This is a genomic window from Bradyrhizobium sp. FW305-F6 (genome assembly GCF_058782905.1).
Window position 1 is genome coordinate 206,379 of sequence record NZ_JBYSYD010000001.1, and the last position, 23,648, is coordinate 230,026.

At 65.0% G+C, this 23,648-nt stretch carries 20 protein-coding genes; 12 read left to right on the forward strand and 8 right to left on the reverse strand.

What is annotated here, in order from left to right; translation table 11 throughout:
• Positions 1-80: 80 nt before the first annotated feature.
• From AC3WLX_RS01020 to AC3WLX_RS01030, 3 genes are all read right to left on the reverse strand, one after another.
• Positions 81-1,298, reverse strand: coding sequence for a GGDEF domain-containing protein (locus tag AC3WLX_RS01020; protein WP_492334388.1), 1,218 nt, complete (start codon positions 1,296-1,298; stop codon positions 81-83).
• 86 nt (positions 1,299-1,384) lie between these two features.
• Entirely contained in the window at positions 1,385-2,890 is a 1,506-nt protein-coding gene (locus AC3WLX_RS01025; RefSeq protein WP_492334389.1) for an AMP-binding protein, read from the reverse strand.
• Positions 2,891-2,894: 4 nt separating this feature from the next.
• Positions 2,895-4,745 carry an extracellular solute-binding protein gene (locus tag AC3WLX_RS01030; RefSeq protein WP_492334390.1) on the reverse strand — a complete coding sequence of 617 codons (1,851 nt, stop codon included), beginning with the start codon at positions 4,743-4,745 and terminating at the stop codon, positions 2,895-2,897.
• A 259-nt stretch (positions 4,746-5,004) separates the two neighbouring features.
• Here AC3WLX_RS01030 and AC3WLX_RS01035 point away from each other — a divergent pair, with 259 nt between their 5' ends.
• A complete protein-coding gene (locus tag AC3WLX_RS01035; RefSeq protein ID WP_492334391.1) occupies positions 5,005-5,814 on the forward strand; it encodes an invasion associated locus B family protein in 810 nt (269 codons plus the stop codon).
• 76 nt (positions 5,815-5,890) lie between these two features.
• On the opposite strand, the gene hspQ is transcribed toward AC3WLX_RS01035, so the two are convergent.
• The gene (gene hspQ, locus AC3WLX_RS01040) at positions 5,891-6,223 is read right to left on the reverse strand and encodes a heat shock protein HspQ (RefSeq protein WP_492334392.1); all 333 of its coding nucleotides are present in this window, start codon (positions 6,221-6,223) and stop codon (positions 5,891-5,893) included.
• A gap of 106 nt (positions 6,224-6,329) precedes the next feature.
• Here hspQ and AC3WLX_RS01045 point away from each other — a divergent pair, with 106 nt between their 5' ends.
• Positions 6,330-7,283 carry an AEC family transporter gene (locus AC3WLX_RS01045; RefSeq protein ID WP_492334393.1) on the forward strand — a complete coding sequence of 318 codons (954 nt, stop codon included), beginning with the start codon at positions 6,330-6,332 and terminating at the stop codon, positions 7,281-7,283.
• Between the two features lie 6 nt (positions 7,284-7,289).
• Here the strand turns inward: AC3WLX_RS01045 and AC3WLX_RS01050 are convergent, their stop codons facing one another.
• Complete coding sequence (locus AC3WLX_RS01050; protein ID WP_291631853.1) at positions 7,290-8,474, reverse strand: UbiH/UbiF family hydroxylase; 1,185 nt, start codon at positions 8,472-8,474, stop codon at positions 7,290-7,292.
• A gap of 85 nt (positions 8,475-8,559) precedes the next feature.
• Between AC3WLX_RS01050 and pcsA the strand changes: the two genes are divergently transcribed.
• From pcsA to AC3WLX_RS01065, 3 genes are all read left to right on the forward strand, one after another.
• Positions 8,560-9,327, forward strand: a complete 768-nt coding sequence (gene pcsA / locus AC3WLX_RS01055; protein ID WP_492334394.1) for a phosphatidylcholine synthase — start codon at positions 8,560-8,562, stop codon at positions 9,325-9,327.
• A complete protein-coding gene (locus tag AC3WLX_RS01060; protein WP_291623620.1) occupies positions 9,324-10,058 on the forward strand; it encodes a TerC family protein in 735 nt (244 codons plus the stop codon). Before pcsA ends, AC3WLX_RS01060 begins: the two co-directional genes overlap by 4 nt.
• A gap of 74 nt (positions 10,059-10,132) precedes the next feature.
• Positions 10,133-11,107, forward strand: coding sequence for a quinone oxidoreductase family protein (locus tag AC3WLX_RS01065; RefSeq protein WP_492334395.1), 975 nt, complete (start codon positions 10,133-10,135; stop codon positions 11,105-11,107).
• Positions 11,108-11,280: 173 nt separating this feature from the next.
• Here the strand turns inward: AC3WLX_RS01065 and AC3WLX_RS01070 are convergent, their stop codons facing one another.
• Positions 11,281-12,471, reverse strand: coding sequence for an acetylornithine transaminase (locus AC3WLX_RS01070; RefSeq protein ID WP_492334396.1), 1,191 nt, complete (start codon positions 12,469-12,471; stop codon positions 11,281-11,283).
• Between the two features lie 268 nt (positions 12,472-12,739).
• Positions 12,740-13,381 (reverse strand): hypothetical protein, encoded by a 642-nt coding sequence (locus AC3WLX_RS01075; RefSeq protein ID WP_492334397.1) that lies wholly within the window; start codon positions 13,379-13,381, stop codon positions 12,740-12,742.
• 333 nt (positions 13,382-13,714) lie between these two features.
• On the opposite strand from AC3WLX_RS01075, the gene AC3WLX_RS01080 reads away from it, so the two are divergent.
• On the forward strand, positions 13,715-14,662 hold the full coding sequence (locus tag AC3WLX_RS01080; protein WP_492334398.1) for a hypothetical protein: 948 nt from the start codon (positions 13,715-13,717) through the stop codon (positions 14,660-14,662).
• 75 nt (positions 14,663-14,737) lie between these two features.
• A complete protein-coding gene (locus tag AC3WLX_RS01085) occupies positions 14,738-15,685 on the forward strand; it encodes a hypothetical protein (RefSeq protein WP_492334399.1) in 948 nt (315 codons plus the stop codon).
• Between the two features lie 18 nt (positions 15,686-15,703).
• Here AC3WLX_RS01085 and rimO read toward each other — a convergent pair whose 3' ends face one another.
• A complete protein-coding gene (gene rimO / locus AC3WLX_RS01090; RefSeq protein ID WP_492334400.1) occupies positions 15,704-17,023 on the reverse strand; it encodes a 30S ribosomal protein S12 methylthiotransferase RimO in 1,320 nt (439 codons plus the stop codon).
• Positions 17,024-17,298: 275 nt separating this feature from the next.
• Here rimO and AC3WLX_RS01095 point away from each other — a divergent pair, with 275 nt between their 5' ends.
• The 5 genes from AC3WLX_RS01095 (at position 17,299) to AC3WLX_RS01115 (ending at position 23,456) form a co-directional block, all read left to right on the forward strand.
• The gene (locus AC3WLX_RS01095; protein WP_492335890.1) at positions 17,299-17,859 is read left to right on the forward strand and encodes a hypothetical protein; all 561 of its coding nucleotides are present in this window, start codon (positions 17,299-17,301) and stop codon (positions 17,857-17,859) included.
• 118 nt (positions 17,860-17,977) lie between these two features.
• Entirely contained in the window at positions 17,978-18,568 is a 591-nt protein-coding gene (locus tag AC3WLX_RS01100) for an ANTAR domain-containing response regulator (RefSeq protein WP_492334401.1), read from the forward strand.
• Positions 18,565-19,728 carry a CmpA/NrtA family ABC transporter substrate-binding protein gene (locus tag AC3WLX_RS01105; protein WP_492334402.1) on the forward strand — a complete coding sequence of 388 codons (1,164 nt, stop codon included), beginning with the start codon at positions 18,565-18,567 and terminating at the stop codon, positions 19,726-19,728. Before AC3WLX_RS01100 ends, AC3WLX_RS01105 begins: the two co-directional genes overlap by 4 nt.
• Positions 19,729-20,061: 333 nt before the next feature.
• Positions 20,062-21,843 (forward strand): NirA family protein, encoded by a 1,782-nt coding sequence (locus AC3WLX_RS01110; protein ID WP_492334403.1) that lies wholly within the window; start codon positions 20,062-20,064, stop codon positions 21,841-21,843.
• Complete coding sequence (locus AC3WLX_RS01115; protein ID WP_492334404.1) at positions 21,840-23,456, forward strand: sulfite reductase subunit alpha; 1,617 nt, start codon at positions 21,840-21,842, stop codon at positions 23,454-23,456. The genes AC3WLX_RS01110 and AC3WLX_RS01115 overlap by 4 nt, the downstream gene beginning before the upstream one ends.
• Positions 23,457-23,648 lie beyond the last annotated feature (192 nt).

The window sequence follows — 23,648 nt, forward strand, 5'->3', positions numbered from 1 at the left end:
CGTGCCCACGAATTGTCTCCAGTCACATGCAGAAGGTGGGCACGCTTCGCTTTGCCCACCCTACAGCAGCGAGGTTGCAGCTACGACGCCGCCCGTGACGCGTCCGCCGACAGGCGCGCCAGCAGCGACCGTGCCGTATCCGACGGCGACAGTGAATCCACGCTGACGACCGGGTCGCTGCGCATCTCGTGCTTGCCGTTCGAGGTATGCCGCATCACTGCCGACAAGCGGCGGGCGATCATATGCGCGGTGCGGAAGTCGGTCTCGGAGAACACGACGATGACCGAGCCGTCCTTCTGGGCCGTGCCGAAATCCATCTGCCGCATCAGGCGACTGAGGATGCGCGCAGCGTCCAGCTGGGCACGGGCATTGTTGGGGTCGAAGGCGAACCGCGCGACCGACAAACCCCCGCCGCGCGCGAGCGTCTGCTCGACCGCCTTGGCGAAATCGCGGGCGAAGGCTTCCACCGTGAGCAGGCCGCTGCGCGGATCGAGCCAGCCGCCGGCATCGATCGAGCGCAAGGTGCGGCTGAACTGCGCTTCCATGGCGTGCTGGCGGATCAAGGGCAGAGCGCTGGCGGCGACCTTCGCCGGCTCGCCAGGGATCAGCTCGAGATTGGGAAGGTCGTAGGCCTGCGTCAGCTGGTGGGCGGTGACGACCACGGGCAGGCTGCGGAAGCGGGTGTCCTCGGCCAGCACCGTGAGGAAGGCATCCGTCACGCGAGCGGTGAAGCCTTCGGCGAGCACGACGCCATCGAGGTCGCGGGTGTTGAGATGCTTCGCGGCGGCCTCGATCGAGAGCGCGCCGACCACGCCGACGCGCTCGCCGAGCGCGACGGAGAGCGCGGGATAGGCGGCGCCGCGGCCGATCAGGAGCACGGTGGCATCGCGTGCAGGATCGCCTTCCGGCAGCGCGACCTTCACTTCCGGCAGCCGGCGCAGAACCGTTGCATGCAGCGTGCGGACGCGGAGCGCAGCACGGAGCCGCGCGACCAGGCGATCAGGATTGCCGCGCGAGGAGAACGGCAGGGCGTTGTGAGGCAGCATAACCGCCGCATCCAGGGCCACGAAGGGCAGGTAGGGCGATTGGCTGGCGATCTTCTTCGCGAGCGGAGCCATGTGCGGCTCGTGTCCATGCATCGCAGCGAGGACCGCGGCTGGTTGCACCTCTGCGACCGCACGTGCCGCGCTGGCCCAGTCGGTGTCGACGACGGGAAAGAGCTTGGCCTCGTCCAGCGCCGCCACGACAGCGGGGCGTTCGGCATCGGACACAAACAGGATCGGGCCCGCCTGGGACATTCGACAAACTCTGATCGCGCAACAGATGTCGCGCAATCTAGTTCCGCCGCCTTAATGCTGCGTCAACGGAGGTGGCGAAACTGCGCCTAGATCGGGCCGGCGCGATCGCGAAAGGCCTCGACCATCAGGGGGTTAAGCCCGAGTTCGCTGAGCGCCTCGCGAGCGCGGGCATTGTCCTGGGCGCGCCCCGCAAGCCTGTGGCCGGACAAGCGATCGGGCAATGCGGTGAGGAGGGCGCCCTGGCCGAGCCGGCGGGCCCATTCCTGCAGATCGTTGGAGAGGAAGCGGTAGCCGCCGACGGCCATGATGCCCGAGGGGGGCGCAGTGATGCAGATCGCCCCGCTGGGGCGGTCGAGCCGCGCGGCATAGCCGGTATCGACATAGTCGCGCGGCGGCTGCGCGGTCAGCGTCTCGCCGACCGGTTGCGGCGGGGCATAGGCTGCGATCGGCACCATCGCGCCGCGCAGGCCGAGCGTGCCCTTGGGCGTCAGCAGGATCTCGCCGGCAATGGAGGAGCCGGACTGCTCGCGCGGGGCGCCGTGCGGCCCGGGCATCACAGGCATCGGCATGCCGTCCTCGCCGCGACGGGCGCCGAACAGGCCGGCCTCGCCGAACAGATAGACGTCGGTCAGCGGCGCATGCGGGGAGATCCAGGCATCGCTCGCGGCGACCTGCTCGGGCGCGCGCCACAGGCCGATGACGTTGCGCAAGCCGGGCATTCGCGCCGCGAGGTCGGAATCGCCGAGGCGCAGCACGAGCTGGGCCGGCGCGATCAGAACCTCGCACCCATGCTCGTTGATCTGCTGCTCCAGCACCTCGTTCTCGAACGGATGGTGCAGCGCCAGCGTGCCGCCGGAGAGCAGCCATACCGCGAGCGAGGAGGCGAGTCCTGCGAACGACATCGGCGTGAACGCCGCCATCACGGTCGCGCCCTGCTTGATGTCGGCTTCGAGCGACATCGCAAGGCCGCCGGCGATCAGGCTGAAATGCGGCCGCGGCACCGGTCGGAAACCTTCTGCGGTGACGTCGAAGGAGATCATCGCCGCCTTGCGGCCGTCCTGGATCACGGCGCGCGTGGTGCCCGGCGGGCGAGCCAGGACGTCGTCGAGCGCCGCCATGCCCTCGGGCAGGTCGCCACCGAAGCCGCAGACGTGGCGGATCGAGAAGGCTTCGGCGGCCGCATGCATCGCGAGATCGGCGTAGCTGACGCCATCGATCGTGCTCATGGTGACGATGGCGCGCGCCGCGGTGCGGTTGAGGGCGGCGGTGAGTTCGGCATGGCGCCAGAGCAGCGGCAGCACGGCGACGACGAGGCCGGCACGATGTGCGGCGAGCACAGTAAGCACGAACTCGACGGTATTCGGCAAGTGAATCGCGATGACGGAGTTGGCCGGCAGGCCCGATTCGACGAAGAAGGCCGACAGCGCCTCGATGGCCGTGTCGGCCTCGGCATAGGTCATCCGCCGCGGCTGGTGCCCCGTGATGCGCGCCTTGTTCAGGGGATCGAGCAGCGCGAGGGCGTGCGGCTGCCGCATCAGCGTGCGCTGAAACAACGTGTCGAGCGTCGGCGATATTGCTGCTGGCTGGTTCACGGCGTCACTTTGCTTGATGAGCTTGCGGCTGCCCTTTCGACCACCAGGTCTCCGGCAAATAGCCCGAGAGCGAGGTGACCTTGGGCCGTTCTATCCGATTCCAGCGCGCAATCCATTGCTCCGATACGTTAAACAGCGGGATTGTATAGAAGCCCGCGATCAGGGTGCGGTCGAGCGCGCGCACCGCCGGGACGAAATCCGTATGTTCACGGGCTTCGAGCAGGGCGGCGATCATGGCATCGACGGCGGGATCCCTGGCCCCCATGTAATTGCGGGTGCCGGGATTGTCCGCGGCCGCGCTGCCCCAGTAGAAATATTGCTCGTTGCCCGGCGACAGCGACTGGTCCCAGCGGTTCTGGATCATGTCGAACTCGTAGGCGAGCCGGCGCTGGTCGAACTGCACGGGATCGACCGAGCGAACGGTCGGCTCGATGCCGGCGCGCTTGAGGTCGCGCTGGAACGCGAGCGCGATGCGCTCCTGGTCGCGGGTCGAGACCATGATCTCGAAGGTGAAGGGGGCCTTCGTCGCGCGATTGCGCAGCACGGTGCCGTCGAGATCGTAGCCGGCCTCCGACAGCAGCTTCAGCGCCGCGCGCAGGGTGGTGCGGTCGCGTCCCGAGCCGTCGGTGGCCGGCAGGCGGTAGCGGCCGTCGAGGATGTCAGGCGGGATCTGTGCGGCGAACGGCTTCAGCAGCTCGCGTTCGCGCGCATCCGCAGGCCGCCCATAGGCCGAGAGGTCCGAGCCGGCGAAATAGCCTGCAACGCGCGAGTAGAGCCCGAAGAAGTAGTTGCGGTTGACCAGCTCGAAATCGAACAGCAGCGTCAGCGCCTGCCGCACGCGGATGTCGGCGAAGATCGGGCGGCGGGTGTTGAAGACCAGGAATTCGGACGGCTGCGGCGTGCCCGGTTTGACGCTGTCGCGGATCACCTCGCCGCTTTTAACTGCAGGAAAATCGTAGCCGTCGTGCCATCGCAACGGCTCGTGCTCGATCCGGAAATCGTACAGGCCGCGCTTGAAAGCCTCGAACTGGCCGTTCGCCTCGCGAAAATAATCGAGCCGGATCTCGTCGAAATTGTAGAGCCCGCGGTTGATGGGCAGGTCGCGGCCCCAATAGTCGGGGTTGCGGATGAGGGTGACGCTGGCACCGGGCTTCACCGCCGTGACGCGATAGGGTCCGGAGCCGACCGGCGCCGTCAGCGTCGTCTCCTCGAAAGTCGCGACGTCGATGGCATGCTTCGGCAGGATCGGCATCAGGCCGAGAATCAGCGGCAGCTCGCGGTCGTTGGCGCCGGTGAGGTCGAAACGGACGGTGAGGGGATCGGGTGCCTCGGCCTTCGCGACCTTGGCGTAATACTGCCGGTGGTTGGGCCGGCCGTGGTCGCGCAGCAGCTCCCAGGAGAACAGCACGTCTTCGGCGAGCACGGGCTTGCCGTCGGAGAAGCGGGCGCGGGGATCGAGGTGGAACGTGACGAAGGTGCGGTCATCGTCGCTTTCGACGGTCCGGGCGAGCAGGCCGTAGAGCGTGAACGCCTCGTCTTGGCCGCGCGCGAGCAGGCTTTCGACCACGTAACCCCGCATCTGCTGCACCGCCAATCCCCTGACGATGAAGGGATTGAGACTGTCGAAGGTGCCGAGAATGCCCCAGGTGATGCGGCCGCCCTTCGGCGCATCCGGATTGGCGTAGGGCATATGGGTGAAGTCGGCGGGCAGCGCCGGTCTGCCGTGCATGGCAATGGCATGGGCCTCCGCGGCCCTAGCGCTGCCGCCTGCCGACAGCCCGAGAGCGAGAGCCACAACCGCGGCTTGGGCAAGACGGCGACGGGGGCCCTCGACGAGGCCTTGGAACATGAACATCGGCACACGTTGATTCGAGGACCGCTGGCCGGAATCCTATCACAGGGAATTTCCCGCAGCGCAGCTAGGGATGTGGCCAAAGGCGCTTGTCGGCATTGATCTTTTCGTCGGCCACGCTAAGAAGGCACCCAATCGCGCAAGAGCGTCGAGCCCGTCACTTATCCGCCTCAATTGACGGGAAGAGAGCCGCGCCCAAGGCGGCCAGGTTCGGCGCTTCGGAGCGGTTCGGGCACTTCCCGTTCAGAAAGGGTTTTCCGCAATGAATTTCCGTTACTTGGCCGCGTCCGTCCGGCCGCGCGGGCGGCTTCTCGCCCTGTTGACGGCGACGGCGTTGGCCGTTCCCTTTGCCGCCGAGGCCCAATCTCCCGCACCGGCGCCTGGCGCGCCCAAGGCGACCCCGGCTCCGGCTCCCAAGGCTCCTCCGAAAGCCGCCGCCCCCAAGGCTCCCGCACCCGCCGCGTCGCCGCAGGCGCAGCCGGCGCCGGGCGCGCAGCAGCAGGGCGCAGCCCAGCCGGCCGATCAGCAGATCCAGCTGATCTACGCCCCCTGGACCAAGTTCTGCCTCAAGGGCCAGGACGCCAACGCCAAGCAGGTCTGCTTCACCGGCAAGGACGGCCGCATTGAGTCGGGTCAGCCGGTCATCGCGGCGGTGATCATCGAGCCCGAAGGCGAGCCGAAGAAGATCCTGCGCGTGACGTTGCCGCTGGGCATGCAGCTCGTGCACGGCACCCGCATCATCGTCGACAACAATCCGCCGCTGCAGCAGCCCTATGTCATCTGCTTCCAGAACGGTTGCATGTCCGATTACGAGGCTACGCCCGAGCTCATCAACAACATGAAGAAGGGCCAGAATCTCGTTGTCCAGGCGATCAATGCCAACGGCGCGCCGCTGACCCTGCCGCTGCCGCTCGCCGGCGAATTCCAGAAGGCCTATGACGGTCCGCCGACCGATCCGAAGGTGTTCGAGGAAACCCAGAAGAAGCTCCAGGAAGAGCTTCAGAAGAAGGCCGACGAGCAGCGCAAGAAGCTCGAGCAGCAGCAGGGCACGCCTCCGGCTGGCCAGAAGTAATCGGCCCGGAGCCGCGACATGAAAAAGGCGCTCGGTTCGAGCGCCTTTTTTGCTTTCCGGTTGCAAGCCGCGACGGTTAGTTCAGTGACGGATTGCGCGGGCGATAGCCGCCGGCCTTGTCCTTGATGAAGATCTCGGCGACCTGGGAGTGGCGGACCGGCTCGCCGGAATCATCGGGCAGGAGATTCTGCTCGGAGACGTAGGCGACGTATTCGGAGTCCGCGTTCTCCGCGAGCAGGTGATAGAACGGCTGGTCCTTGTGCGGACGCACCTCCTCGGGGATCGACAGCCACCACTCTTCGGTGTTGTTGAATTCCGGATCGATGTCGAAGATCACCCCCCGGAACGAGAAGATCCGGTGGCGAACGACCTGTCCGATCTGAAATTTGGCGGTCCGCGCTTTGATCATTCTCCGTCGATAGACCAGGATTGTGGCCGATGCTAGTGGGCTTGTCGGGAATTAACCTTCGTTTCCGTGGCGGATAGCCCCGAGATCTTCAGAAAACACTTCACCAATGGTCGATATCCTCAATCTGGCGCTACCTTATTTCGGCTTGATCTTCGTCGGTTTTGCGTGCGGCAAGACCAAGTCTCTGCCGGAATCGGGCCTCGCCTGGATGAACTTCTTCCTGCTCTACGTGTCGCTGCCGGCGCTGCTGTTTGCGATCATGTCGAAGACGCCGTTCTCGGAATTGAACAACCCGCCGTTCCTGGTGGCGACCACGCTGTCGACGGTGGCGGCATTCACCCTGGCTCTCGTGGTCGGCAAGCTGCTGGGACGGCTGACGCTGCGCGAGGCGACGCTCGCGGGCCTCTCCGGCGGCTACGGCAATATCGGCTATATGGGGCCGGGGCTGGCGCTCGCGGTGCTCGGGCCGAAGGCGGCGGCGCCGACCGCGCTGATCTTCTGCTGCGACAGCATCTTCCTGTTCACGATCGTGCCGCTCCTGATCGAGCTCTCCGACCGCGACCATCCCTCGCTCGTCCACGCCTTCGGCCTGGTGCTGAAGCAGATCGTGCTCAATCCGCTGATCATGTCCGCCTGCTTCGGCGCGGCGGTCGCGGCGCTGCATATCGAGATGCCGGTCGCGCTCGACCGCACCATCACCTTCCTGCAGAACGCCGCCGCTCCGACCGCGCTGTTCGTGCTCGGCGTGACCGTGGCGCTGCGCCCGTTCGACCGCGTGCCGTGGGAAGTGCCTGCCGTGATCGCGGTCAAGCTGCTGATCCATCCGCTCATGGCATTCGGCCTGATGCTGGCGTTCGGCCCGTTCGCGCAGCCCTGGGCCGCGACCGCCGTGCTGATGGCCTCGCTGCCGCCGGCGCTGAACGTGTTCGTGATCGCCCGCCAGAACGAGGCCTGGATCGAATCCGCCTCCGTCGCGGTGCTGCTCGGAACGTTCGCCTCGGTGGTCACGCTGACCAGCGTGATGTGGGCGATCCAGACCGGACGGCTGGCGTTTCCGTGACGAGGCTTAGCGCCGCCAGGTCGGCGCCAGGCCCTCGCGCATGGCGAAGCGTCGGAGCGGGCCGATAGCGCCGAGGAGGTGCATGCCGACGGCGCGGACCGGCTGGAGCGGGAGGAAGTCGTTGAGCAGCGAGCGATTGGCGATGTCGATCGCGAAGGTCCGGCTCAGAATGTCCGGACGCCGCGCGCGGTCGTAGCGCCTGAGGACCTCGCCGGAGCCGGGGTCCTGGCCGGCGGCGAGAGCTTCGCCCGCGAGCCTTGCGATGTCCGCGGCATCGCGCAGGCCGAGATTGAGGCCCTGAGCGCCGATCGGCGGCACGACATGGGCCGCTTCCCCGACCAGCGCGATCCGGTGGCGGCCGAAGGATTTGGGACGTTCGATCGCGAGCGGGAACAGGTTGCGACCGGGCTCGACCGTCATGCGTCCCAGGATCGAATGCGATTGCTTTTCGATCGCGGCGGACAGCTCCTCGTCGCTGAGGCCGCGCAGTCGCTCGGCGTCCGCAGGCGCCGAGACCCAGACGATGCTGGATCGGTCGCCGGGCAGGGGCACGAAGACGCAAGGCCCGTGCGGCGTGTGGAACTCGGTCGAGACATTGCGATGCGGACGGGCATGGCCGACGTTGAAGGTCAGCGCGTTCTGGTTCAACTCGCGCCGCGTCACGTCGATGCCGGCGGATTCGCGGCAGAGCGAGTGCCGGCCGTCGGCGCCAACCACGAGCCTGGCCGAGAGGAACTGTCCCGATGCTGTGCGCAGCGCGACGTCGTCCGCCTCGATGACGGCGCTTTCAGCCTCGTCGTCGAAGCGGACGAGGTTGGCCAGCTCGGCCGCGCGCGCTTCCAAAGCCAGCATCAGCGAGCGGTTGTCGATGTTGTAGCCGAAGGCGTCGAGGCCGATTTCGTGACAGGAGAAGCGGACCTCCGGCGCACGGAACAGTCGGCCGGTATCGTCGACGAGGCGCATGACCTCGAGCGCAGCCGCCTTGTCCTTGCAGCGTGGCCAGACGTCGAGCATCTCCAAGAGGTCGATGGAGGCACCGAGCAGCGCGGTGGTGCGATTGTCCGCGTAGGGCACGCGCCGCGCCACCAGCGCGGTGCGTGCACCCGCTTGCGCCAATGCGATCGCCGCCGCAAGGCCCGCCGGTCCGCCGCCGATCACCGCGGCGTCATGGAGTGTCGATGCGTCTGTCATGGAATGACATTTGACACGGCCCGCGGCAAATTCAAGCCCACCTATTTTTCCGGATCCGCGGGCAATTGTGCGGCCGAGCGCCGCAATGGCGGATGTGCAAATCACCCCCATTCTGATAGCAGAAGCCATGGATACCCAGCAGGATTCCCTCAAGCCCACAACCGCCATTCGCGCCGCGGCCTTGTCGGTGCATGTCTTCACGGCGTTCGGTGCGGCGCTCGCGCTCCTGGCGATGCTGGAGGCCGTGCGCGAGCATTGGGCGGCGATGTTTCAATGGCTCGGCATCGCCCTGATCATCGACGCGATCGACGGGCCGATCGCGCGCCGGCTCGACGTCAAGAACGTGCAGCCGAACTGGTCGGGTGACGTGCTCGATCTGGTGGTCGACTTCGTCACCTATGTCTTCGTGCCGGCCTATGCGATCGTGGCCAGCGGCCTGCTGCTGCCGGTCGCCGCGCCCTTGCTCGGCATTGCCATCATCGTCACCAGCGCGCTCTATTTCGCCGACCTCCGCATGAAGGCCGACGACAATCATTTCCGCGGCTTCCCGGCGCTGTGGAATGCGGCGGCGTTCTACCTGTTCCTGCTGCACTGGCCGCCGCTGTGGTCGACGCTGCTGGTGGCCGCACTCGTCGTGCTGACCTTCGTGCCGTTCCACGTGCTGCATCCGGTGCGCGTCGTGCGGCTGCGCTGGCTGACGATGTCGTTGATCGCGATCTGGGCGGTGCTCGCCCTCTACGCGCTGCGGATGGATTTTCACGTCGGAGTCGGCGTGACGATCGTGCTCTGCGCCATCGCGCTGTGGATCAGCTTCAGCGACACCCTGATCCGCCTGGGGAGATCATTCGCATGATGGAGCTTCTGGCCAGCCCCGAAGCGTGGGCGGCGCTGCTCACCCTGACGGCGCTCGAGATCGTGCTCGGCATCGACAACGTCATCTTCATCTCGGTGCTGGTCTCGCGCCTTCCCGAGCCGCAGGCGCACCGCGCCCGGCAGATCGGGCTCGCGCTGGCGCTGGTGTTCCGCCTCGTCCTGCTCAGTCTCCTGGTCTGGCTGATCGGCCTGACCGAGCCGGTGCTGTCGACGCTGGGATACTCGTTTTCCTGGCGCGACCTCATCCTGATTGGCGGCGGCCTCTTCCTGATCGCCAAGGCCACGCACGAAATTCACGGCGAGGTCGAGTCCGCCCACGATGCGAGCGAGAAGAAATCCGCAGGCAACGCTTTCTTTTGGGTGATCATCCAAATCATCGTCATCGACCTGGTGTTTTCCCTGGATTCGATCATCACCGCGATCGGCATGGCCGAAGATATCAGGATCATGATCGCTGCCGTCGTGATCGCCTGCGCCGTCATGTACGTTTCGGCAGGACCGGTGTCGCGCTTCGTCGCGGAGCATCCGACCACGAAGATGCTGGCCCTGGCATTCCTGGTGCTGATCGGCGTCGCGCTGGTCGCTGATGGATTCCAGTTCCATATTCCGCGCGGCTACATCTACTTCGCGATCGCGTTCTCGGCGGCTGTCGAGCTCTTCAACGTGCTGGCCAGGCGCAACCGCAGGAAGACTGAAAAGCCCGGGGGCTAATCGTTTCAGCTGGCCCGAGTTGACAAGGCCGTCGTGATCGCTTTCGCTGCCCTTTGCATCAAGGAGGTCGACTGATGACCAAAGCCGTCCGTGTGCACAAGGTCGGAGGCCCCGAGGCCCTGGTCTATGAGAGCGTCGACGTGCCGGCGCCCGGGCCGGGCGAGGTGCGCGTCCGCCAGCATGCGGTGGGCCTCAACTTCATCGACGTCTATTATCGCACCGGGCTCTACAAGGCGCCGGGGCTGCCCTTCATCGCCGGCAACGAGGCGGCGGGCGACGTGGTCGCGGTCGGGCCCGGCGTCACCAATTTTCATCCCGGCGACCGCGTCGCCTATTACCACAATCTTGGCGCCTATACCGGCGAGCGCAATATCCCCTGGGAGAAGCTGGTCAAGCTGCCCGACCACATCACCTATGAGCAGGGCGCCGTGCTGATGCTGAAGGGGCTGACGGTCTGGTACCTGCTGCACAAGACCTTCAGGGTCGAGCCACATCATCGTGTGCTGATCCATGCCGCCGCCGGCGGCATCGGCTTGCTCGCGTGCCAATGGGCGAGGGCGCTCGGCGCGCACGTCATCGGCACCGTCGGCTCGCGCGAGAAGGCCGAGCTGGCGGAGGCCAATGGCTGCGATCACGTCATCCTCTACAACGAGGAGGATTTCGTCGCCCGCGTGAAGCAGATCAGCCGCAACGAGGGGTGCGACGTCGTCTATGACGGCGTTGGCAAGGCGACTTTCCCGGGCTCGCTGTCCTGCCTGAAGCCGCGCGGCATGTTCGTCTCGTTCGGCAATGCCTCGGGTCCGGTGCCGCCGTTCGCGATCGCCGAGCTCAACAATCACGGCTCGCTGTTTGCGACCCGGCCGAAGCTGAACGACTATGTCGGCACCCGCAAGGAGCTGTTGGAAGGCGCCGACACGCTGTTCGCCGCCGTGATCAGCGGTAAGCTGCACGTGCCGATCAATCACGCCTACGCGCTGAAAGACGCCGCCAAGGCGCACATCGATCTCGAAAGCCGCAAGACCACGGGGGCTTCGATCCTGAAGCCGTAGCGTCTCGTATCCCGGACAAGCTGCAATGCGTAAGCATTGCAGCGCCGAGCCGGGACCCAGTTGCCACGACCGCTGCGGAGAGATAGGCCCCGGCTCTGCAGCGCACCGCTCGCCGGACGATGCTTCGCATCGCCTTGAGAGCGCTGCGCCGCGTCCGGGGCACGAGAGCGTCTCTACGCCACCCGCCGTGCCGCGCCGGCCTTGGTCAAGATCCCGTCGAGACAATCGATCATCTCGGCGATCTCCTCCTTCGTGACGTTCAGCGCCGGCATGAAGCGCAAGCTGTCGAGCTGCGGGGCGTTCAGCAGCACGCCGGCTTCGAACGCTTGTGCAACGATGCCCGGCGCGATCGGCAGCTTGAGATCGAGCGCGAGCAAGAGCCCACGTCCGCGTACGCCGCCGAGCCCGTGCCGCGCCGAGACTTTCTGCAACTCGCTTTCGAGCAAAAGGCCTGTCTCGGTGACCGCCTTCAGGAAGTCCGGCTTGCCGACCTCCTCGAGCACAGCGAGGCCTGCCGCGCACATGATCGGGTTGCCGTTGAAGGTGCCGCCCTGGTCGCCGTGCTCGAAACAGGAGGCGCGTTCGGTCGCGAGCAGGGCGGCGAGCGGGACCCCGCCGCCGATGCCTTTGCCGAGCGTCATGATGTCAGGCGCAATTCCGGTGTGCTCGTAATGGAAGAGCTTTCCGGTCCGGCCCATGCCGGTCTGGATCTCGTCGAAGATCAGCAAGAGGCCATGCGCCTCGGTGAGCGCGCGCAGCTGCTGCAGGAACTGATCGGTCGCAGGCCACACGCCGGATTCACCCTGGATCGGCTCGAGCATCACGGCGACGGTGTTGTCGTTGATCAGCGCTTCGACCGAAGTGATGTCGTTGAGCCTGGCCTTCTTGAACCCTGACACCTTCGGCTCGAACAGCCGCTCGAACGCCTTCTTGCCCGAGGCCGACATCGTCGCCAGCGTCCGGCCGTGGAAGCCGCCCTCGAAGCTGATGATCTCGAACGCGCCGCCCTTGTGTACGCTGCCAAATTTGCGCGCGAGCTTGATCGCGCCTTCATTGGCCTCCCCACCGGAATTGGCAAAAAACACCTGGTCGAACGCGCTGTTTGCGACCAGTGCCTGCGCGAGGTTGAGGCTCGGCTCGTTGTAGAAGGCCGGGCTCGGCGTCAGCAGTCGCCTGGCTTGCGCACCAAGCGCGTCAGCGACCGCCGGTGGGGAGTGACCGAGGCAGTTCACGGCCCAGCCCTGCACGAAGTCGAGATAGCGCTTGCGGCTGTCGTCCCAGAGGTAGGAGCCGGCGCCGCGGACGAACACGGCCTTGGGCCGTGCGGTGATGTCCATCAGCGCGTCATACGGATGCGTGGTCATGTCGTACTCCTCTGGAGGCGGGTGGAAAACGGGCGCAAAAAGCAAGAAGGCCGCACCTTGCGGGTGCGGCCTTCTCGAAAACCTCGGCTGAACTTTAGTGGTTCAGCGGCGTCGTCGGACATGGCGCACCCTCTCATCGTCGCGGGAGCGACGACGGAGCATTGCGGTGCGCTGATGGGTCCGGTTGATCATGGGGCGCGGCAATACATGCGAATGGCGGGGCTTGTCAAGCGGGCGTTTTACCGAACACCCGCCTGGCGTGCATCGGTCAAGTCAGGTGAGCGGCTTCCTCGGCGTCTTCGTCGCCCCAATCGGCGTCCGCAATCGCGGTGTCGATCAGCTCGCCGCGCATCAGCTTGAGCGGTGATTTCCAGTACAGGGCGATGTTGTGGAAGGGGTCGGTCAGCAACTTGAACACCCAGACCAGCCCCGTCGTGACGTCGCGGGTGGCGAACAGCTGCAGCATGCGCGCGAGTCCCCCGGCGATTCCGATCCCGAGCCAGAGCGCTCCCACATGGCGGATAAAGTCGAAGCGATCGGCGGGCGGATCGAAAAGTCCGAACAGTGCCGGATACACGTACAGTGCGATCGGCGCACTGCCCCAGACCAGCAGCAGCACGATCTTGCGGGTCTGGTTGTAGCCGACCTTGATCTCTTCCTTGTACTCGTTGCTGACGTCGTTGACGGCGTCATAGCCGTTCGGCTCGAAGAAGAAATGTCCGGTCTGCCGCGTCAGCATCGCAAGCCAGCCAACGATGCCGGCCAGCGCGGGGTCCACGAATAGCAACGCGTAGCAGAACAGGAAGATGACGGCGCTGATCAGGTGCAGCGTCTGGTTGACGGTGCTCTGGTGGTAGAAGCGGTAATCGTCGAAGCGCTGCGTGCGCAGCATGTCCGAGAGGCGGCTCATCAAAAATCCTCGCTCGCGTTGAAAGCGCGGGCAGAGTTAGGCCGAGTCCGTGACCCCTGCGTGAATGCATTATAGTGTCACATTTCGGTGCGCAGTCCGCGTGTGCAGGGTGCTGCCGGCGATCGCGAAGATGGCGCAGGCCAGAGCGTATCAAGCGGTGGTGGGTGCGCGCCGTCCTCCGACGATGGCAGTTGTTTCATCCAGTTTCTGCGCTTGGCCCCAGAAACCATTGCACCTTGAGCGGGTTTGTGGTCGAAGGACGCAACTTGGCTCGAACCGGACGCATGTCGGCTCAGACCAAGAGGGACGGGACCAACCAGATAGTTTTCAGCCTTGTCCGATACGCCTTATCCAATCGACCTCGACAGCATTCGCAGCGCATTTCCGCCTGGCATGGAAGCGCCTCCGCTGCTGGTCGGCTTTGCCGCGTGGCTCGACGGGCGGCCGTGGGGCAGCGTCGGCTGCTTTTCGCTGCAGGGCCAATTCTCCGATTCCGCACCTATCGTCGACGGCAGTCCGTTGCGAGACAGGTTTTCGCTGTTCATGCGGCTGCCGGATGGTTCGGCCGTCGGCGGCTGGTATGGCGCAGGTCTCAACCGCGACAATCCGCCGATCGTGGGACTGGGGTCGGAGGGCGATTACGAATTGCTGGCGCCGAGCCTCGGTGGCCTCCTTGCCAAACTGACGTCGCAGCAATTCGAGAAGGCCTGGAGCGATCTCAAGCCGCATGACGAGGTTGAGTGCCAGACGGTCGAGCTCGCGCAATGGCTCGCCGGACGACTGCATGGCGAGCCGACGGCGCCGAACGACAACGCATCGCAGCTGCCCGACTTTCGCGGCTTCGTGGAAAAATGGAGTCGCGACCGCGAGGACTACTGGGCCAATCATCGCCTGATGGCCGAGCTCGGCTGGCGCCTGGCCGCGCATCTGCCCAAGGGCAAGAAGCCCTGGGACAGGACGCATTTCGAGGTCGCGATCGTCGGCAGGCAATACGAGGCGCGCGTGCTGTCGCGCGGGCCGCAGCCGTTCGAGGAGGCCGCCTCGATCGAGTCCCTGCTGCGCGACCTGCGCGAGGAGATGCGCCGCGCGCAGCCCGAGCTCGGGCTTTGGTATGCGATGAAGTTCGGGCTCTATGCCGACGGCCGCATCATGCCGAGCTTCGAATACGATGTGCGTCCGGCCATCGAGGGCGAGCCGGCGCTGCTGTCCGAAGCGAAGGCTGATCTCGCCCGCGCACCAAGGCCGGAGCGCTGGGTGCCGAAATGGCTGGCGGCATCCTGATCGCGACTTTGCGCTTGCGCCCAGCGCGTGCTTGGTGATGCTGCCTCGGGCAGCTCGTTGGTACCAGGGGCTCAGTTGATCAGGTCAATACAGTTCGAGAAGATTGGCGCGGCGCCGACGCTTCCCGGTTTCCTGCTTGCTGCGAGCGGGGTGGCGGGCGATCAGTCGCTGCTATTTCTGTTCGTTGAGGAATCCGCACGTCATGCCGTGTTCGAGAGCGATCACGGTGCTATCGGCTCGTTTCCGCGAGCGAGAATGGACGGTCTGAAGCGATTTCGGCTGCTGAGGGAAAGCTCCGGATCAATCCAATCGATTGACTTGCCGCCACTCGATATCGCGTTTCCCAAGGTGGACATGTTTCCCGATGGACGCCTCCTGCTGGCCGGTACAAGGTGCAACTGGCGGGGCACGACGGACTACGACCTGAACGGAGTCGTCCTTGATCCCCATACTGGGCAAGCGGACCGAGTCCTCTTCGGTGACGGCATTAGCGATCTCCAGATCGATGATCGCGGCCGGATCTGGGTGGGGTATTTCGACGAAGGTATCTTTGGAAATTATGGATGGGGACATCCTGGCCCAGCGCCAGTTGGGCAGGCCGGGCTGGTCTGCTTCTCGGGTCTTGGGGAGAAGATCTGGGAATTTCCGAACGATGCAGGCCCTACGATCTATGATTGCTATGCACTCAACGTGTCTGGAGCAGAGGCTGTCATTTTCGCCTACCCGCATTTCCAGATCTGCGGGATTGGCGCAGACTTTCAATTGACCTCGAAGCGCACGAAACTCCGAGGCTGCCACGCATTCGCAATGTCCGAGGCGGAGATTTTGTTTTCAGGACAGTACGACGATCAAGCCGACGTGGCCTACATCGGACGATTGGATCGAGATGGGATTATCCTTGTTAGGCGAGCGCGCCTGTTGATGCCCGATGGCTCTGGCCGGCCATCCGGCCGATTGCAGGGCCGCGGCAGACACTTGTATCACTTCGGCGAGAATGCCGTTTATCGGGCGACAGTGGACTGAGGTCGTTGGCAAACGCCCTCAGAACCCCGCAACGCTGCCGTGCAGGTCGTAGGCGTCCGCGCGCTCGATCTTCGCGGTGACGATCTCGCCTACGCGCAAGGGGCGGCGGCTCGTCAGATACACCGCGCCGTCGATCTCCGGCGCATCGGCCTTGGAGCGCCCCTTGGCCACCGTGGGCCCGACCTCGTCGATGATGATCTGCTGGCGCGTGCCGACCTTGCGCTTCAGCCGTCGTGCCGAGATCTTCTGCTGGCGGGCCATCAGGGCGTTGTAGCGCTCCTGCTTGACCTCTTCGGGCACGGGGTTCTCGATCGCGTTCGAGGTGGCGCCGGCAACCGGCTCGTATTTGAAGCAGCCGAGGCGATCGATCTCGGCTTCATCGAGCCAGTCGAGCAGATAGGCGAAGTCGGAATCGGTCTCGCCGGGGAAGCCGACGATGAAGGTCGAGCGCAGGGCGAGATCAGGGCATTGCTCGCGCCAGCGCTTGATCCGCTCCAGCGTCTTGTCCTGCGCGGCCGGGCGCTTCATCGCCTTGAGCACGTTGGGGCTCGCATGCTGGAACGGGATGTCGAGATAGGGCAGCACCTTGCCCTCGCTCATCAGCGCGATGACCTCGTCGACATGCGGGTAGGGGTAGACATATTGCAGCCGGACCCAGGCCCCTAACTCGCCGAGCTCGCGCGCGAGGTCGAGGAATTTGGCGCGGACTTGGCGATCCTTCCACGGGCTCTCGGCATATTTGAGGTCGACGCCGTAAGCCGAGGTGTCCTGCGAGATCACCAGCAATTCCTTGACGCCGGCGCCGACCAGGCGCTCGGCCTCGCGCAGCACGTCGTTGGCGGGGCGCGAGACGAGATCGCCGCGCAGCTTCGGGATGATGCAGAAGGTGCAGCGGTTGTTGCAGCCCTCGGAAATCTTCAAATAGGCGTAGTGGCGCGGCGTCAGCTTGATGCCCTGCGGCGGCACCAGGTCGAGATGCGGATTGTGCGCCGGCGGCAGCGCGCGGTGCACGGCGTCCAGCACGCTCTCATATTGCTGCGGGCCGGTGATGGAGAGCACGCCCGGATAGGCCTGCTCGATCGCTTCCGGTTCCGCGCCCATGCAGCCTGTCACGATCACCTTGCCGTTCTCGGCCATGGCCTCGCCGATCGCCGAGAGCGATTCCTGCTTGGCGCTGTCGAGGAAGCCGCAGGTGTTGACGATGACGATGTCAGCCCCGTCATGCTTGCGGGCGAGCTCGTACCCCTCCGCGCGCAGGCGGGTGATGATGCGCTCGGAATCCACCAATGCCTTGGGGCATCCGAGTGACGTGAATGAAATGCGCGGCGCTCTGTCCATATAATCGCCTGGAGCCTATCTGAATTGTCTGGATTTGCGATCCAAGTAATTGAACCGATGGCGAAACTCAATAACTAACGTATGCGGCGCGACGCTAAAGCGATACTCGCGGTATTTGACGTCATTGGCCATTCACAGGGAAGGGACTGGCTGAGGGTTCCTGACCGGCAAGCTCATTCGGATCGGGCGAGTGGAGGCTCCGAGGTGAATTGCTCGAACGTGCCCGTTTTAGTTGTCATTCTGTTTCTTGCCTAATTCCACGGAGCTCAACTGCGATGCGCCGTTTCATCTTCGGCTTGGCCTTCGTTGCCGCTTCCTTCGCAATGTTCCCGGCGCGAGCTGAAGTCGACAAGATCATCCATGTCTGCGATCGGCAAGGAGGATTGTGTCCTGAATTCAGGCCACGCGTGACAGCGCCTGATGGGTGGGTGAGGGACGATGCTGCGAGCCTCAAATACGGCGCGTCGATGTTCGTGCCTAAGGGGAAGAGCTTCGGTGAAGCAGAAGCAATCATCTACGCCGAAGGCCGCTACAACGAGGGCCGGACCAAATTGGTTCAATGGGTCGCTGCCAGTGATCGGGATTGGGCAACGACATCCGGCAAGAATGCAAAGATCGCCAAGCTTCCCTCGGTCAATCCCAAGGTCATCGTCAACCGCTACGACGATCCGTCACTGGAGGACCAGCCGGTCGAAGTGATCGCGCATTACGCCGATCGCGACAAGGACGGCAACTCCTACGTCGTGAGGCTGGCGGTCTCCGGTCGCAACGAGGCGGCGGTGCTGGCTGCCGTGCCACTTCTCGAAAAGATGATCGCGGGGGCAACGATTCCCTGAGCATGAGTTCCGCTTCGCAGCCGAAAGCTCGGCTGAGCTAGTCCCAATTGCCCATAATTACAACCCTTTGCAGGGCGTTCCGGCGTGCTATGGATGAATCAGCTGCCGCGAGTGAGCCATGAGCGCCGAACAGTCGCCCAAAATCGTGATCGTCGATGAAAGCCCCGTCCGGGCCGCGATCCTCGAGGAGGGGTTGCGGGACGCCGGGTTCACCCAGGTCGTCCATATCAGCGAGATGCAGAGCCTGCTCGCCCGCATCTATGCGGTGGACCCCGACATCATCGTGATCGACCTGGAGAACCCCAGCCGCGACGTGCTGGAGGCGATGTTCCAGGTCAGCCGCGCGGTGAAGCGGCCGGTCGCCATGTTCGTCGACCAGAGCGATTCCGCCTCGATCCAGGCCTCGGTGGAGGCGGGGGTGTCGGCCTACATCGTCGACGGGCTGAAGAAGGAGCGCATGAAGCCGATCCTCGACCTCTGCGTGTCCCGCTTCAACGCCTTCGCCAAGCTCCAGGAGGAGCTCGATCGCACCAAGTCGCAACTCGAGGACCGCAAGGTCATCGAGCGCGCCAAGGGCATTCTGATGAAGGTGAAGGGCCTGACCGAGGACGAGGCCTATGTGCTGATGCGCTCGACCGCGATGCGCGAGAAGAAGAAAATCGGCGAGATCGCGCAATCGATCATCACCGCGTCGGAGATGCTGAAATGACCGTTCCCCTCCGCATCGGGTTCATTCCGCTGGTCGACGCCGCCGCGCTGATCGTCGCGGTCGACAAGGGATTTGCCGCAGCCGAAGGGCTCGACGTCGAGCTGGTGCGCGAGGTCTCCTGGTCGAATGTCCGCGACAAGCTGAACATCGGCCTGTTCGACGCTGCGCATCTTTTGGCGCCCGTGGCGATTGCGTCCTCGCTCGGGCTCGGCCACGTCAAGGTGCCGATCGCCGCCGCCTTCAATCTCGGCATCAACGGCAATGCCATCACGGTGTCGCCGGCGCTTCATGCCGCGCTGATGGAGGAGATCGACGGTGACCGCTTCGACCCGATGGCGACGGCGAAGGCGCTGGCGAAGGTGGTTGCCAAGCGGCGCACGGCAGGGGCGGAGCCGCTCACATTCGGCATGACCTTCCCGTTCTCGACCCACAATTACCAATTGCGGTTCTGGATGGCCGCGGCCGGCGTCGATCCCGACGAGGACGTGCGCCTGGTGGTGCTGCCGCCGCCCTACATGGTCGACAGTCTCAAGAACGGCCATGTCGATGCGTTCTGCGTTGGCGCGCCCTGGAACTCGGTCGCGGTCGATCTCGGCATCGGCCACATCCTGCACTTCGTCTCCGACATCCTGGTCCGTGCGGCGGAGAAGGTGCTGGCAGTCCGCCAGACCTGGGCGGACAAGAACCCTGATGTGGTCGCGGCCCTGGTGCGGGCAGCCGTGAAAGCGGCCGAGTTCATCGAGCATCCCGAGAACCGGACCGAGGCGGCGCAGATCCTGGCGCAGCCGGAGCGGATCGGCGTTGATGCCGAGGTCATCCAGCGCACCCTTACAGGACGGCTGAAGATCTCGCCCGACGGCACCTTCCGCGAGAGCGGCCGCTACCTCCTCGTTGGGCGCGAGGGAGCAGGGCGGCCCGATCCGATCCAGGCGGCCTGGCTCTATGCGCAGATGGTGCGCTGGGGCCAGACGGCGCTGACCCCGGATGGCGTGAAGACGGCGATGGCGGTGTTCAGGCCCGATCTCTACGACGCAGCGCTCGGCAACAGGGCGCCGACGGAAGCTCCCGCGGCGTTCGGCGCCTTCGCCGGGCCCGCCTTTGATCCTGACGACATCAGTGGGCATCTCAAGGCCTTCGCGGTCGGGCGCTGGAAGGCGTAATTTGGTCCTGCTTCGCTTCTAGGCAGGTCGATTCGCTGTCTAATGTTTGAGCTGGCTGCTCGAATTTCGTTAGCGCGCCAGGCCCGACAGTTCCTCAGGCCTGTCGTAATCACCTGAAATCGCAACAGTTTACGTTTCCGTCGAGCTGGCACGCAACTTGAATGTTGCGCTGCGGCCAGCTTGTCATAGGTGCCTGCTGAGCCGAGTCCCACAGCAACGAAGCTGAACGGACCGTCGGGTGACGAAGCGGGCTCTTGAGCCGGCGAGTTCCCCGCGGATCGCACAATTCCCGTCGAAGCCACTTTGGTGGCCGCAGGAGCTTCGTTACCGACCATGAAAATCGAAACGCTCTCAATCGACTTTACCGACGAGCAGAAGCGCTATCTCGAAGGCTTCACGACCGGCCTGCAGATCAGCCGCGTCGGCCGCGGTCTCGGCCCGGGTGCCGGCAAGGCGAATTCCGAACCTGTCGGTCCCGATGCCGTGCACATCAAGGCGCAGGACAGGGTCATCGTGTCGGGCAAGAAGCTCGCCGACCAGGAGAAGCTGAAGCGCGACGAGCACCCCTTCGATGCCTATCCGCGGCTGCGTCAGCAGGCGCTCGATAACGCGCCGCCGAACCCAGCGGACAATTTCCGCTGGCGCTACTACGGAATCTTCTATGTCGCGCCGACGCAGGATTCCTACATGTGCCGTCTGCGCATCCCGAACGGCATCATGAAGCACTGGCAGCTGTCGGGCCTGGCCGATCTCGCCGACGAGCTCTGCGGCCCCTACAGCCACGCCACGACGCGCGCCAATCTCCAGCTCCGCGAAATTCCGCCGAAGCATGCCGTGAAGCTGATCGAGGGCATCCAGGACCTCGGGCTGTGCTCGCGCGGCTCCGGCGCCGACAACATCCGCAACGTGACGGGAACGCCGACGGCCGGAATCGATCCGCAGGAGTTGATCGACACGCGCCCCTTTGCGCGCGAGTGGCACTTCCACATCCTCAACGACCGCTCGCTCTACGGCCTGCCGCGCAAGTTCAACGTCGCCTTCGACGGCGCCGGCAAGATCGCGGTGCTGGAAGAGACCAACGACATCGCCTTCACCGCCTACGAGGTGAAGGACGGGTTCGGCGTCGAGCCCGGCATCTGGTTCCGCCTCGGCCTCGGTGGCATCACCGGCCACAAGGATTTTGCCAAATACTCCGGCATCATCGTCAGGCCGGAGCAGGCCACGGCCGTCGCCGACGCGATCGTGCGTGTGTTCATCGATCATGGCGACCGCACCAACCGCAACAAGGCGCGGCTGAAATATGTGCTCGACGCCATGGGCCATGACGGCTTCCTCAAGCTCGTCGAGGAGCGCTTGAAGACGCCATTCACGCGCGTGCCGGAAGAGGCGTTCGCGCCGCGGCCAGCCGCGGATCGCATGGCACATGTCGGCGTGCACAAGCAGAAGCAGGAGGGCCTCAACTGGATCGGCGTGTCGCTGACGCTCGGCAAGCTCAGCTCCGACCAGATGCGAGGCCTCGCCAAGGTCGCGCGCGACCTCGGTGACGGCGAGATCCGCCTGACCGTCTGGCAGAACCTGCTGATATCGGGCGTGCACGACGAGAATGTCGAGCTTGCGATCGCGGCTATCAAGCAGATCGGGCTCGCGGTCGAGGCCTCGCATATCCGCGCCGGCCTGATCGCCTGCACCGGCAATGCCGGCTGCCGCTTCGCCGCGGCCAACACGAAGCGCGACGCCGCCGAGATCGGGGACTGGTGCGAGCCGCGCGTCGCGATGGACAAGCCGGTGAACATCCACGTCACCGGCTGCCATCATTCCTGCGCGCAGCATTACATCAGCGACATCGGCATGATCGGCGCGCGTGTGCCGATCAATGAGGAGGATACCGTCGAGGGCTACCACCTCTTCACCGGCGGCGGGTTCGGCCCCGACGCCGATGTCGGGCAGGAGGTCTATCACGACCTCAAGGCCGAGGACGCGCCGAAGACGGTCGAACGACTGCTCAAGGCCTATCTCGCCCATCGCGCCTCGCCCGATGAAACCTTCCTCTCCTTTGCGCGCCGCCATGACGGCGAAACGCTGCGCAAGCTTGCCGATGCACAGGTGTCCGCATGAACCAGATCACCCCTCCGCCAAAGCTCGACATCATCCCACCCAGCGCACCGTTCTCCGATGCGCAGCGTTCCTGGCTGAACGGCTTCTTCGCCGGACTGCTGTCGCCCGACGTCGCAACACCATTGTCGGCGGAGCAGGGTGCTGCCGTCATGCAGGCCGGTGACGGTGACGACGGCGAGGCCCCCTGGCACGACCAGACCATGCCGATCGCCGAGCGGATGAAGCTGGCCGAGGGCCGCCCCGTCCGCCGCAAGATGATGGCGGCGATGGCGCAGCAGGATTGCGGCCAGTGCGGCTACAATTGCCACGATTATTCGGAAGCGATCGCGAGCCGCAGCGAAGCGCGGCTCAACCTCTGCGTCCCCGGCGGCAAGGAAACCGCGCGGATGCTCAAGTCGCTGTACGAGGAACTGGATAAGACGCCCGCGGCCAAGACGGCGGACAAGATCGCCGAGAAGACTGGCGCTCCGGCGCCGGCCGTGACCGTAACGATCGCAGAGCCCGGCCGCTCGCGCGACAATCCGACCGAGGCGACCTTCCTGTCGCGCCGCCTGCTCAACAAGGGCAAGTCGGAGAAGGAAACATATCACGTCGAGTTCGATCTCTCCGCGAGCGAGCTCGACTACGTGGTCGGCGATTCCTTCGGCGTGTTCGCGCGCAACGAGCTCGGCCTCGTCGACCAGGTCATCGCGCTGCTCGGCGCCTCCCACACCACTGAGGTCAACGGCAAGACGCTACGCGAGGTGCTGATCGACGACGTCTCGCTGTCACCGGCGCCCGACACGCTGTTCGAGCTGATCTCCTTCATCACAGGCGGCGCGGCGCGTGAGAAGGCGCGGGCGCTGGCGCAGGGCGAAGATCCCGATGGCGATGCCGCGACGATGGACGTCATGGCGGCACTGCAGAAATTCTCCGGCACGCGGCCCCATCCGGAGGCCTTCGTCGAGGCGCTGGAGCCGCTGCAACCGCGGCTCTACTCGATCTCGTCGTCGCACAATGCCACGCCCGGTAAGCTGTCGCTGACGGTGGACTCCGTGCGTTACGTCATCGGCAAGCGCAGGCGCCTCGGGGTTGCCTCGACCTTCCTCGGCGAGCGCATCAAGGAGGGCGAGAAGCTCAAGGTCTATGTGCAGAAGGCGCACAATTTCGGCCTGCCGCAGGACCCGAAGACGCCGATCATCATGATCGGCCCCGGCACCGGTATCGCGCCGTTCCGCGCCTTCCTGCTCGACCGCAAGGCGACGGGCGCACCGGGCAAGAACTGGCTGTTTTTCGGCCATCAGCGCAGCGATTGCGATTTCTTCTACCAGGACGAGCTCAACGCCATGAAGACATCGGGCGTGCTCACGCGCCTGTCGCTGGCCTGGTCGCGCGACGGCGAGAAGAAGTTCTACGTGCAGGACCGCATGCGCGAAGTCGGCCGCGAATTGTGGACCTGGCTCGCCGAAGGCGCGCATCTCTACATCTGCGGCGACGCCAAGCGCATGGCCAAGGACGTCGAGCGCGCGCTGGTCGACATCGTCGCCCAGTTCGGCGCGCGTTCGACAGACGAGGCCGTCAGCTTCATCGCCGAACTCAAGAAGTCCGGCCGATTCCAGGCCGACGTGTACTGACCGCCACACCGTCGTCATTCGAGACGGTTCCGGTTGGCTCGGATTTTAGCGAATGAAGTTCTCCGGAATCTGCCGGTGGGGAGAAAATGCATCTGCGACGGCGCTTCTTTGAAGAAGCTCATCGCTATTTCTCCGGGCATCTTGCCTCCCGCCCTGGTTGATCCTTCATACTCCCGCAAATGGGGCGTTGGA